This is a genomic window from Pseudomonas sp. SK2 (genome assembly GCF_016772395.1).
Lineage (GTDB): Bacteria > Pseudomonadota > Gammaproteobacteria > Pseudomonadales > Pseudomonadaceae > Aquipseudomonas > Aquipseudomonas taiwanensis.
Genome location: NZ_CP061944.1, coordinates 3600063 through 3612315 on the forward strand (window position 1 = coordinate 3600063; position 12253 = coordinate 3612315).

The following is a 12253-nucleotide window of genomic DNA, read 5'->3' on the forward strand; positions in this document are numbered from 1 at the left end:
ACAAAAATGCCTGCCGCCACCGCCGCCAGCCCTTGGTACAAGCACCTCTGGCCCTGGATCATCATCGGCATCCTCACCACCTCGGTGTGCCTGAGCCTGACCATGGTCAGTATCGCCGTGCGCAACCCGGACAACCTGGTCAACGACAACTACTACGAGGCAGGTAAAGGCATCAATCGCTCCTTGGACCGCGAACTGCTGGCCCAGACCCTCAACCTCAAGGCCAGTGTGCACCTGGATGAGTTGACCGGCGAAGTCGAGGTGCGCCTGACTGGCAACAGTGATCCGCAGCAGTTGGAACTGAACCTGATTTCACCCACCCAACCGGACAAGGACCGCAAGGTGCTGCTGAGCCGTGCCGAGGTCGGGCGCTATATCGGCCAGTTGGATGACAAGGTCGATGGACGGCGTTTCGTCGAATTGCTGGGCAGCCAGGACGAGCATGTATGGCGCTTGTTCGAAGAAGAGAAGGTGGAGCATGGCCTGACCTTGCAGCTGGGCGACGAGGCCCTGCAAGGGGCCGAGCACCAGTAATGACCCGGCACACGACCGGGGGCGCTCTGAGCGTTGCGCGCGATCATTCGTGGGAGCGGCCCTGTGTCGCGAAAGGGCCGCGAAGCAGCCCCAACCCTGTCAAGACATAAGACTGCCCCAAGATGACCCACCCCACCCCTTGCTACCACTGCGCCATGCCCGTCCCCGCCGGCAGTCGATTCACTGCCGTGGTCCTTGGGCAATCGCGGCAGTTCTGCTGCCCCGGTTGCCAGGCGGTAGCCGAGTCCATCGTTGCGGGGGGCCTGGAGCATTACTACCAACACCGCAGCGACAGCAGTTCCAACCCCGAAGCGCTGCCAAAGCAGTTGCAGGATGAGCTGGCGCTATACGATCGTAACGACGTACAACAGACCTTCGTTCGCCATGCTGGGGAACTGGCCGAGGCCACCTTGCTGGTCGAGGGCATCAGCTGCGCCGCCTGTGGCTGGCTGATCGAAAAACACCTGGGCAGTCTGCCTGGAGTCGCCGAGGCGCGGCTGAACCTGTCCAACCACCGCCTGCTGCTGAGCTGGGATGACCACCAGCTACCGTTGTCGCGCCTGCTGGCCGAGTTGCGCCTGATCGGCTACGCCGCCCACCCCTATCAGCCCGACCAGGCCGCCGAACGCCTGGCCCAGGAAAACCGCAGCGCCCTGCGCCGCCTGGGTGTGGCCGGGCTGCTATGGTTCCAGGCGATGATGGCGACCATGGCCACCTGGCCGGAATTCAACATCGACCTGTCACCCGAACTGCACACCATCCTGCGCTGGGTGGCGCTGTTTCTGACCATTCCCATCGTGTTCTACAGCTGCGCGCCGCTCTTCAAAGGGGCCGCGCGAGACCTGCGCACCCGTCACCTGACCATGGATGTTTCGGTCTCGCTGGCAATCGCCCTGGCCTTCGGCGCTGGGATCTGGACCGCCATCACCGGCAGCGGCGAGCTGTACTTCGATACCGTCGGCATGTTCGCGCTGTTCCTGCTCACTGGCCGCTACCTCGAACGGCGCGCCCGCGAGCGTACCGCCGCGGCGACTGCCCAGCTGGTGAACCTGCTGCCGGCGTCATGCCTGCGACTGGATGCCAGTGGCAAGACCGAGCGCATTCTGCTCGCAGAGCTGCAATGCGGCGACACCGTGCAGGTCCTTCCCGGCGCGGTGATTCCCGCCGACGGGCGCATCGTCGAAGGCCGCTCCAGTGTCGATGAATCGCTGCTCACTGGCGAATACCTGCCTCAACCCCGTAAGCCGGGCGAGCGGGTGACCGGCGGCACCCTGAACGTCGAGAGCACCCTGAACGTGCAGGTCGAGGCCCTGGGGCATGACTCCCGGCTGTCGGCCATCGTCCGCCTGCTGGAGCGGGCGCAGACGGAAAAACCGCGCCTGGCGGAAATCGCCGACCGCGCCTCGCAAGGCTTCCTGTTGTTCAGCCTGGTAGCGGCGGTGGCCATCGGACTGTGGTGGTGGCACCTGGACCCAAGCCGGGCGTTCTGGATTGTCCTGGCCATGCTGGTGGCGACCTGCCCTTGCGCACTGTCCCTGGCCACCCCCACCGCCCTGACCGCCGCTACCGGTACCCTGCACAAACTTGGCCTGCTGGTGACCCGTGGCCATGTGCTGGAGGGCCTGAACCAGATCGACACGGTGATCTTCGACAAGACCGGCACCCTCACCGAAGGCCGCCTGGCGCTGCGCAGCATCCGCCCGCTGGGCTCACTGCCCGCCGACCGCTGCCTGGCCCTGGCGGCCGCCCTCGAAAACCGCTCCGAACACCCCATCGCCCGCGCTTTCGGCCGCACCGCCCGGTCGGCCGACGACGTGCAGACCGTGCCTGGGCTTGGCCTGGAAGGACGGGTGGACGGTCAGCGACTGCGGATCGGCCAGGCCACCTTCGTCTGCGCCCTGAGCGGCGCCGAGATCCCCGGCGTCCCAGAGCCCCGCGGCCAATGGCTGCTGCTGGGGGATCGCCAAGGCCCGCTGGCCTGGTTTGGCCTGGACGACCGCCTGCGCGAGGACGCCGCTGACCTGCTGGCCGCCTGCAAGGCTCGCGGCTGGCGCACCCTGCTGCTGTCCGGCGACAGCTCACCGATGGTCGCCGAAGTGGCCGCGCAACTGGGCATCGACCAGGCCATCGGTGGTCTGCGTCCGGACGACAAGCTGGACCGCCTCAAGGCACTGCAGTCAGCAGGCTGCAAGGTGCTGATGCTGGGTGACGGGGTCAACGACGTGCCGGTGCTGGCTGCCGCCGACATCAGCATCGCCATGGGCAGCGCCACGGACCTTGCGAAAACCAGCGCTGATGCCGTGCTGTTGTCCAACCGCCTGCAGGCCTTGGTGCAGGCCTTCGACCTGGCTCGCCGCACTCGCCGCAACATCATCGAAAACCTGCTCTGGGCAACGCTGTATAATGGCCTCATGTTGCCGTTCGCCGCGCTCGGCTGGATCACTCCGGTATGGGCCGCCATCGGCATGTCGGTCAGCTCGCTGATCGTGGTCCTCAATGCCCTGCGCCTGACCCGGCTGCCAGGCAGGCCGGCCGCCAGCAGCCATCCGCAACCCGCCACGGCCTGACCAGGAGCCCACCATGCCAGCCCTCTATGTCATGATCCCGGCCGCCCTGCTGCTCGTTGGCGTGGCGGTGTCCATCTTTTTCTGGGCGGTGGACAGCGGCCAGTACGACGACCTCGAAAGCCCGGCCCACAGCATTCTTTTCGACGACCAGGACCCCCGTCACCAGGCTGCCGTGAAGGGCGACGAGGCGCATATCGACGACAAGGAACCACCTTCCCGTGCCTGAACTGCTTCCCCTGCTGGGCTCGGCACTGGTGCTGGGACTGCTCGGCGGCGGCCACTGCCTGGGCATGTGTGGCGGCCTGATGGGCGCCCTGACTCTGGCGATTCCGCCAGAACAGCGCGGTCGTCGCCTGCGTTTGCTAATGGCCTACAACATGGGCCGGATTCTCAGTTATGGCTGTGCCGGCCTGCTGCTGGGCCTGGCCGGCTGGGCCGTGGCCAGCAGCCCTGCCGCCCTGGCGTTGCGGGTGATGGCAGCGCTGCTGCTCATAACGATGGGGTTGTATCTGGCCGGCTGGTGGAGTGGACTGACCCGTATCGAAGCGCTGGGGCGTGGCCTGTGGCGGCATATCCAGCCAGTCGCCTCACGCCTGATGCCCGTCTCCAGCGTACCCCGCGCCCTGCTGCTGGGGGCACTGTGGGGCTGGTTGCCGTGCGGTCTGGTGTACAGCACCTTGCTGTGGTCGGCCAGCCAAGGCAATGCCGGTTACAGCGCAGCCTTGATGCTGGCATTCGGAGTCGGCACCTGGCCGGTGCTGCTGGCCACGGGTTTGGCGGCAGAACGTGTGAACGGGCTGTTGCGACGACGCAGTGTGCGTGTGGCCGGCGGTGTACTGGTGATCGTGTTTGGCCTGTGGACCTTGCCCGGGCCACATCAGCATTGGCTCATGGGGCATTGATCGTCAGCAGCCCCAGCGGGAACGCGCTGACACTGTAGGAACGAGCTCGCGGGCAAGTAGGCCGCACGACGCGCCCCCATGGCCCTTGATACAAATCAACACAGTTTCCTACAGACGCCCCTAGACTCCGGACACTGCTGCTCTTTCCGGGGACTGCCCACATGCTCGACGACCTACGTTGGGATTCCGACCTGATCCGCCGCTACGACCTGGCCGGACCACGCTACACCTCCTACCCGACCGCCGTGCAACTGCACAGCGAAGTGGGTTCGTTCGACTTGCTGCACGCCCTGCGCGAAAGCCGCCGAGCCGTGCGCCCGCTGTCGCTCTATGTGCATGTGCCGTTCTGCGCCAACATCTGCTACTACTGCGCCTGCAACAAAGTCATCACCAAGGACCGCGGCCGTGCCGCGCCTTACCTGCAGCGCCTGGAGCAGGAGATCCAACTGATCGCCTGCCACCTGGACCCTAAACAACGTGTTGAACAGCTGCACTTCGGCGGCGGCACGCCGACCTTCCTCAGCCATGTGGAATTGCGCCAGCTTATGGCCACCTTGCGCCAGCACTTCCACCTGCTGGACGACGACTCGGGCGACTACGGCATCGAGATCGACCCACGCGAGGCCGACTGGTCCACCATGGGCTTACTCCGCGAGCTGGGCTTCAACCGTGTCAGCCTGGGCGTCCAGGACCTCGACCCGGCCGTGCAACGGGCCGTCAACCGTCTGCAGAGCCTGGAGCAGACCCGCACCTTGATCGAAGCGGCGCGCACCCTGCAGTTCCGCTCAGTGAACCTGGACCTGATCTATGGCCTGCCCAAGCAGACCCCCGAAGGCTTCGCCCGCACGGTCGAGGAAGTGATCCGCCTGCAGCCCGATCGCCTGTCGGTGTTCAACTACGCCCACCTGCCCGAGCGCTTCATGCCGCAACGGCGCATCGACAGCAACGACCTGCCCAGCCCCGCCGCCAAGCTCGAAATGCTCCACGCCACCATCGACCAGCTCACCGCCGCCGGGTACCGCTACATCGGCATGGACCACTTCGCCCTGCCCGACGACGAACTGGCCATCGCCCAGGAAGAAGGCACCCTGCAGCGCAACTTCCAGGGTTACACCACCCATGGACACTGCGACCTGATCGGCCTGGGAGTTTCGGCCATCAGCCAGATCGGCGACCTGTACTGCCAGAACAGCAGCGACCTCAACACCTATCAGGACGCCCTTTCCAATGCACAGCTGGCCACCCAGCGCGGCCTGCTGTGCAACCAGGACGACCGCGTGCGCCGCGCAGTGATCCAGCAGCTGATCTGCCACTTCGAACTTGACTTCGCGCCCATCGAACAGGCCTACACCATCGATTTTCGTGGGTACTTCAATGACCTTTGGCCACAGCTGCTGACCTTGCAGCGGGACGGCCTGATCCGCCTGGACGACAAAGGGATCCGTATCCTGCCGGCAGGCCGCCTGCTGGCGCGCTCGGTGTGCATGGTGTTCGACGCCTATCTGACCCTGCACAACCACCAACGCTTTTCACGGGTCATCTGAACAGACGAGTCGCATTACCACATGGACAACCTACCTTGCCAGGGACACTATGGGCAGATCGCGAGCCAAGGCATACCCCGCCTAGGCTGCACCAGTTCGCACCACAACTGCGCACACTGGCCTACAACCTATGCCGTGAGTTACCCTTACGGCTTATGTGTGTTTCCCACAAGGATCGATTCAAATGTCCGAGCCAGTCAAACTGCGCCCCCACAACCAGGCCCATTGCAAGGATTGCAGCCTGGCCCCTCTGTGCCTGCCTCTTTCGCTCAATCTGGAAGACATGGATGCACTGGATGAAATCGTCAAGCGTGGGCGGCCGCTGAAGAAAGGCGAATTCCTGTTCCGACAGGGGGACAATTTCGGTTCGGTCTATGCAGTACGCTCCGGCGCCCTCAAGACGTTCAGCCTGAGCGACAGTGGCGAAGAGCAGATCACCGGCTTCCACCTGCCCAGCGAGCTGGTCGGCTTGTCGGGCATGGACACCGAGGCGTACCCGGTGTCGGCCCAGGCCCAGGAAACCACCTCGGTCTGCGAAATCCCGTTCGAGCGCCTCGACGAGCTTTCGGTGCAGCTTCCACAGCTCCGCCGCCAGCTGATGCGGGTGATGAGCCGCGAAATCCGCGACGATCAGCAGATGATGCTGCTGCTCTCGAAGAAAACCGCCGATGAGCGCATCGCCACCTTCCTGGTCAACCTGTCCGCCCGCTTCCGCGCCCGTGGCTACTCGGCCAACCAGTTCCGCCTGAGCATGTCGCGCAATGAAATCGGCAACTACCTGGGCCTTGCCGTGGAAACCGTGTCGCGGGTGTTCACCCGCTTCCAGCAGAACGGCCTGATTCGCGCCGAGGGCAAGGAAGTGCACATCCTCGACCCGATCCAGCTTTGCGCGCTGGCCGGTGGTGCAATGGAGGCCTGAGGTCGCAGCTAACGAGGTATACTTGCGCATTCGTTTTCCCAGGATACCTGCAACAATGCACAGCGATGCCTTCGACCTCAAAGCCCTGATCCGCCCGGTAGTGGACTTCCCCAAGCCGGGCGTGATCTTCCGCGACATTACCCCCTTGTTCCAGTCGCCGCGCGGGCTGCGCTATGTCGCCGACCAGTTCATCGAGCGTTATGTCGAGGCCGAGTTCAGCCATATCGGCGCGATGGATGCACGCGGCTTTTTGATCGGCTCGATCATCGCCCACCAGTTGAACAAACCCCTGATCCTGTTCCGCAAGCAGGGCAAGCTGCCGGCCGACGTACTGTCAGAGGGTTACCAGACCGAGTACGGCGAAGCCTTCCTTGAAGTGCACGCCGACAGCCTGTGCGAGGGTGATTCGGTGTTGATCTTCGATGACCTGATCGCGACCGGCGGCACGCTGCTGGCAGCGGCGAACCTGGTACGTCGCACTGGCGCGCAGGTGTTCGAGGCGGCGGCGATCATCGACCTGCCGGAGCTTGAAGGCTCGCGCAAGCTGCAGGCGGCTGGGGTGCCGACCTTCTGCCTGACCGAGTTCTCGCTGAGCGAATACTGAGTCGGGGCACCACGACAAGCCGGCTCCCACACTGTCCGGATCACCGCCGTACCTGTAGGAGCCTGCTTACCCGCGAACACGGGCAAGCCCGTGTCAGATCACAACGAAATCGGCTTGCGCCCGGCGAAGGCATGGGCCAGCGTCCCGCCATCCACCAGCTCCAGTTCGCCACCCAGCGGCACGCCATGGGCAATGCGCGAGGCCACCAGGCCCTTCTCGGCTAGCAACTGCGCGATGTAATGGGCCGTCGCCTCCCCTTCCACCGTAGGGTTGGTCGCCAGGATCACCTCGGTAAACGTCCCCTGCTCTTCGATGCGCGCCATCAACTGCGGCACGCCGATCGCCTCTGGCCCCAGGCCATCCAGTGGAGACAAATGCCCCTTGAGCACGAAGTACCGGCCGCGGTAGCCGGTCTGCTCGACCGCATACACATCCATCGGTCCTTCCACCACGCACAGCTGGGTATCGTCGCGACGTGGGTCGGCACATTGCGGACACAGTGCCTGCTCGGTGAGCGTACGGCACTGCTGGCAATGACCCACACCTTCCATGGCCTGGCTCAGAGCTTGCGCCAGGCGGGTACCACCGCTGCGGTCGCGCTCAAGCAGTTGCAGGGCCATGCGCTGGGCAGTTTTCTGGCCGACACCCGGCAGAATGCGCAAGGCGTCGATCAGTTGGCGGATCAGGGGGCTGAAGCTCATGTGTGCAGGCCTGTGAATTCAAGAAACAGAACGAACAAGGGAGCAACGACCCAGCGGCCGTTGCTCCCCAATTTGACGCAAGAGCCCGATCAGAACGGCATCTTGAAGCCCGGCGGCAACTGCATGCCGGCCGTCATGCTGCCCATTTTTTCCTGGCTGTTCTGCTCGACCTTGCGCACGGCGTCATTGAGCGCGGCCGCGATCAGGTCTTCGAGCACTTCCTTGTCGTCTGCGTCGGTCGACATCAGGCTCTGGTCGATGCTGACGCGCTTGACGTCGTGACGACCGGTCATCACCACGCTCACCAAGCCGCCACCGGACTGGCCGGTGACTTCGGCGTTGGCCAGCTCTTCCTGCATCTTCTGCATTTTTTCCTGCATCTGCTGGGCCTGCTTCATCAGGCCGGCCATGCCACCTTTCATCATGGGGGTATACCTCGATTGGGTCGTGTGATGCAGCCCGACGGGTGGCCGGGCGCATGGTTATCCGTTACTGGCCCTGGCTGACCAGGGCGTCTACAGGCTCAATAGTATCGTGCCGGACCGTGGCACCGAACAGTTTGATCATCTGCTGGATCAAGGGGTCCTGCTCGATCGACACCACCGCCTCATGCTGGCGCTCGGCGCGCTTGCGCGATGCGGCTTGGGCGGGCGTCTCCTGCTCGGGGCGCACCAACTCGATCCTAAGGTTCAGGGTACGCCCCAGGTGCTGGTTGAGCGCTTCGTTCAAGCGGCGCTGCTGAGTGCTGTTGAACAGCGCGCCCTGCCCGGGATCCAGGTGCAACAGCCAGTCATCACCGTCTGCCGCGATCAGCGTACAGTTTGCCGCGATGTTGCCTGTCATACCGGAGACAGGCAACTGTGGGAATAATTCCAGCCATTGCAAGGCCAGACCGGTGGCTGGCTGGGCAGCAGGCAACGGCTCTGGGGCTGCGACAGGCTGGTCTTCCTGAACGTGTTCGGCCAATTCGTCGAGGTAGCTGAAGCCCATCGGCTCGCTGTCGCCAGCATAGTAGTCGTCGTCCATCGGCGGCTCATCATCACGGTCCATGCCTGCTGGAGCATAGGCATTCGGATCGAACGGTGGCGCCTCGAAGGCTGGCGGTGCGCTTGGTGGCTCGGGCTTCACAGGCACAGGCGCCGGAACGGGCTCGATGGCCTTCGGAGCTGGCTGGGCCGCGGGCTCCTCCCACGGCAGGTCGACAACCTCTTCTACAGGTGCAGGCTCCGAATGAGCCACTTCTGGCTCAGCTTCCGGCGCCGGCTCCGCGACCACCTGCTCGACCGCAGGCGCCGGCGGCGCCTCGACAACGGGCGACGCAACAGCAACCGCCGCCGCTGCCACCGGTTTCGCAGAATCAGCTGTGGCCTGGCTGATCCCCACCGGCTTTAGTACCGGTTTCGGCGCATCGTCGGTATCGGCCGGACGGAACGCCAGCATGCGCAACAGCACCATCTCGAAGCCGCCCCGAGGGTCCGGCGCCAACGGCAGGTCACGACGGCCGATCAGGCCCATCTGGTAATAGAACTGCACGTCCTCGGCGGGCAACGCCGCCGCCAGGGCCAGCACTCGCTCACGATCGCCCTGGCCATTGTCCACCGCCTCTGGCAAAGCCTGGGCGATGGCCACCCGGTGCAACACATTGAGCATTTCAGCCAGTACGCCACTCCAGTCCGGCCCTTGCTCGGCCAGGTTGCGCACCGCTTCGAGCAGGGCACGGGCATCGCCTTCCAGCAACGCCTGGAGCACGCCATAGACCTGGCCATGGTCAAGGCTGCCGAGCATGGCACGCACGTCAGCGGCCAGCACCTTACCCTCACCGAAGGCGATGGCTTGGTCGGTAAGGCTCATGGCGTCGCGCATCGAGCCATCGGCGGCACGTCCGAGCAACCACAGCGCATCCGGCTCGAACGGCACGTTCTCGGCCGTGAGCACGTGACTCAGGTGCTCGACCACCCGCTCGGGGCTCATGTTCTTCAGCGAGAACTGCAAGCAACGCGACAAGATGGTGGCCGGCAGCTTCTGCGGGTCGGTGGTGGCCAGGATGAACTTGACGTAGGGCGGCGGCTCTTCCAGCGTCTTGAGCAAGGCGTTGAACGAGTGAGTGGACAGCATGTGCACTTCGTCGATCAGGTAGACCTTGAAGCGTCCGCGGCTTGGCGCGTACTGCACGTTATCGAGCAGTTCGCGGGTGTCTTCCACCTTGGTTCGGCTGGCGGCGTCGATCTCGATCAGGTCGACGAAACGGCCCTCGTCGATCTCACGGCACACCGAACAGGTGCCACAAGGCGTGGACGTGATGCCGGTTTCGCAGTTCAGGCATTTGGCTATGATGCGCGCAATGGTAGTCTTGCCGACCCCGCGGGTGCCGGTGAACAGGTAGGCGTGATGCAGGCGCTGATTGTCCAGCGCGTTGATCAAGGCCTTGAGCACATGGGTCTGGCCGACCATTTCGCGGAACGAGCGCGGACGCCATTTACGTGCAAGAACCTGATAACTCATCGAAAAACCATCGTAGCCTGATCGAGCGAAGGATCGCTAATCCTAGCGGAGCGGGGGCAAAATTGCACCCTGCGCGGTTCGTCTAAGCTAAGGAACTGGCGCAGGAAGTTCCGGGAGGAAAGCCCTTGCGAAGACTGCTGGCCCTGTTGTTGTTCTGGACCACCCACAGCCTGGCCGAGCAGCCAGTGCTGCGCTTCTCCGTCGTCGAGAGCTGGAGCATGCCGCTGATTCGTACCGAAAAGGGTCGGCCGGTGGAGGGCATGCTGTACGACCTGATGCAGGCCCTGGCCCGCGAAGCCGGTGTCCGCCCTGAATACCACCTGATGGCCCGCCTACGCTTGCAGCAGGCGATGAACGACGGCGATATCGACGTGCGCTGTTACGTCAGCACCCTGTGGTTCAATGACCGCCCTGGAGATTTCGTCTGGAGCATTCCTCTGTTCACCCAGCGCGATGTGCTGGTCGGCCGCCCCGGCGAGCGCAGCCCTGCCAGTGTGGAGCAGTTGCCACCGCAAGCCATCGGCACGGTGTTGGGGTACACCTATGCCTCGCTCGAGCCCCTGTTCAAGCAGCAGCGCCTGCACCGTGAAGACAGCCGTAACCAGGTGCTGGTGCTGCAGAAGCTCGAGGCGGGTCGCTATCGGCATGCGGTGAGCAACCTGATGTCACTGCAGTGGTTCAACCAACGCTTGCCGGCCGAGCAGCACCTAAAGGCAGTGGCCGTGCTGGAAGAGCAGTCCCTAGGCTGCATGGTGCGCAATGATCCGGCGATACCGACCCAGGGGTTGCTCCGGGCGCTGGTGAGGATGAAGCAATCGGGAGAGATCGAACGGATCACCCGGCGGTATGGGGCCGTGGAATATCCGGGAGACGCCTCGGCGGCTCTACCTTGATGCGGTGGGCACTGGGCTCGCCTTGATTGGGGCACGGCTGCGCCATACCCCCTCTACCAAGAAGAGATCAGCCACCGGGATGCCAGAGGGGTTGCTCTGGGCTCAGCGAGACGGCGCAGCCATGTGTTGCTGATGCTGCATCATCTGCTCCATCATCATCTGCTGCATGCCCATGTACCTGTCCATCATGTATTGATGCTGCTTCATCTGCTCGGGCGTCATCTGCGAGTAATGGCTGCCCATTTGCCCCCAGCCCATCTTGTGGCCGCCGCCCATCATAGGCCCGCCCATCTTGCCGCCTGCACAGCATCCCATCATGCCCGCACCCCACATCCCGGACATCATCTGCATGCTCTGCTGCATCATTGCCTGGTGCTCCTGCATCAGCTTCTGCCGCTGAGCAGGGTCGGTGGTTTTCTGGATAAGGCTCATCTGCTCCTGCATCTTCTTCAGATTTTCCTGGGCCTTGGCCATCTGTTGATCGAACTTCTCGACACTCATGGACTGCTCGGCCGGCTTGGCGACGCCAGCGTCCTGCTGGGCATAGGTCAGCGCCGGGAAAAACACTGCTGCCAAAGCGATAACGGCGAATTTGGAGGCTTTCATGGTTCAGCTCCTTGCGCGCAAGGTCAGGGTAGGGAGTGGAGCGCCACTGTCCAATCTAATCCTGGCCGCACACCCGAAACTGATCTAAATCAACCACGCAACCTATCGCGACGCACAGGCGATAGCAGCCGCTCAGCGACCACCACTGGGGCGTACCAATACGTTGTTCGACTCTGGGGATGCTGGAGCGAGAAATCCTTGAGAATTCAAGGACTTGCGTAATGGAGGCGGCCCCACCAGCCACACCCCGGCACTCGATGTCACCGCTACGGCTGCTCCCTTCCGGGCCTGACCGGGTTAACGGTTAATCAATGCGGGGGGACCGATGGGGCCACCACTACGCGGCTCGCCATGTGACGAGCCGCGCCATTGTACCGGTCTGGGGCGAACTTACAACCTCTGCGGCGAGAAAAAGTCATCATTTCTCAATGACTTGTCCTGACGCGCCTGACTCGTCGCCGCTAAGCCGGCCGCTACACGG

12 protein-coding genes and 1 other RNA gene are annotated in these 12253 nt (G+C 63.8%); 8 read left to right on the forward strand and 5 right to left on the reverse strand.

Annotation, left to right across the window (positions count from 1 at the left end):
* Window positions 1-6: 6 nt before the first annotated feature.
* From IF103_RS16085 to IF103_RS16115, 7 genes are all read left to right on the forward strand, one after another.
* Entirely contained in the window at window positions 7-534 is a 528-nt protein-coding gene (locus IF103_RS16085) for a FixH family protein (RefSeq protein ID WP_023381411.1), read from the forward strand.
* Window positions 535-656: 122 nt separating this feature from the next.
* Window positions 657-3101, forward strand: coding sequence for a heavy metal translocating P-type ATPase (locus IF103_RS16090; RefSeq protein ID WP_202675475.1), 2445 nt, complete (start codon window positions 657-659; stop codon window positions 3099-3101).
* A gap of 13 nt (window positions 3102-3114) precedes the next feature.
* Window positions 3115-3327, forward strand: coding sequence for a cbb3-type cytochrome oxidase assembly protein CcoS (gene ccoS / locus IF103_RS16095; protein ID WP_202675476.1), 213 nt, complete (start codon window positions 3115-3117; stop codon window positions 3325-3327).
* Window positions 3320-4003: a sulfite exporter TauE/SafE family protein gene (locus tag IF103_RS16100; RefSeq protein ID WP_027907552.1), complete on the forward strand. Its 684-nt coding sequence runs from the start codon at window positions 3320-3322 to the stop codon at window positions 4001-4003. Before ccoS ends, IF103_RS16100 begins: the two co-directional genes overlap by 8 nt.
* 161 nt (window positions 4004-4164) lie before the next feature.
* Window positions 4165-5547, forward strand: coding sequence for an oxygen-independent coproporphyrinogen III oxidase (gene hemN, locus IF103_RS16105; RefSeq protein WP_023381415.1), 1383 nt, complete (start codon window positions 4165-4167; stop codon window positions 5545-5547).
* Between the two features lie 184 nt (window positions 5548-5731).
* Complete coding sequence (fnrA, locus tag IF103_RS16110) at window positions 5732-6466, forward strand: Crp/Fnr family transcriptional regulator FnrA (protein ID WP_015271145.1); 735 nt, start codon at window positions 5732-5734, stop codon at window positions 6464-6466.
* Between the two features lie 55 nt (window positions 6467-6521).
* Complete coding sequence (locus tag IF103_RS16115; protein ID WP_023381416.1) at window positions 6522-7070, forward strand: adenine phosphoribosyltransferase; 549 nt, start codon at window positions 6522-6524, stop codon at window positions 7068-7070.
* A gap of 98 nt (window positions 7071-7168) precedes the next feature.
* Here the strand turns inward: IF103_RS16115 and recR are convergent, their stop codons facing one another.
* From recR to dnaX, 3 genes are all read right to left on the reverse strand, one after another.
* Window positions 7169-7771 carry a recombination mediator RecR gene (gene recR, locus IF103_RS16120; RefSeq protein ID WP_023381417.1) on the reverse strand — a complete coding sequence of 201 codons (603 nt, stop codon included), beginning with the start codon at window positions 7769-7771 and terminating at the stop codon, window positions 7169-7171.
* Window positions 7772-7860: 89 nt separating this feature from the next.
* Window positions 7861-8196 carry a YbaB/EbfC family nucleoid-associated protein gene (locus IF103_RS16125; protein WP_023381418.1) on the reverse strand — a complete coding sequence of 112 codons (336 nt, stop codon included), beginning with the start codon at window positions 8194-8196 and terminating at the stop codon, window positions 7861-7863.
* A 64-nt stretch (window positions 8197-8260) separates the two neighbouring features.
* Entirely contained in the window at window positions 8261-10273 is a 2013-nt protein-coding gene (dnaX, locus tag IF103_RS16130) for a DNA polymerase III subunit gamma/tau (RefSeq protein ID WP_027907554.1), read from the reverse strand.
* A gap of 125 nt (window positions 10274-10398) precedes the next feature.
* Between dnaX and IF103_RS16135 the strand changes: the two genes are divergently transcribed.
* Window positions 10399-11166: a substrate-binding periplasmic protein gene (locus IF103_RS16135; protein ID WP_023381420.1), complete on the forward strand. Its 768-nt coding sequence runs from the start codon at window positions 10399-10401 to the stop codon at window positions 11164-11166.
* Between the two features lie 102 nt (window positions 11167-11268).
* Here the strand turns inward: IF103_RS16135 and IF103_RS16140 are convergent, their stop codons facing one another.
* Both IF103_RS16140 and ffs read right to left on the reverse strand, forming a co-directional pair.
* The gene (locus tag IF103_RS16140; protein ID WP_202675477.1) at window positions 11269-11772 is read right to left on the reverse strand and encodes a hypothetical protein; all 504 of its coding nucleotides are present in this window, start codon (window positions 11770-11772) and stop codon (window positions 11269-11271) included.
* A gap of 231 nt (window positions 11773-12003) precedes the next feature.
* Window positions 12004-12100: signal recognition particle sRNA small type (gene ffs / locus IF103_RS16145), an RNA gene on the reverse strand.
* Window positions 12101-12253: the final 153 nt, after the last annotated feature.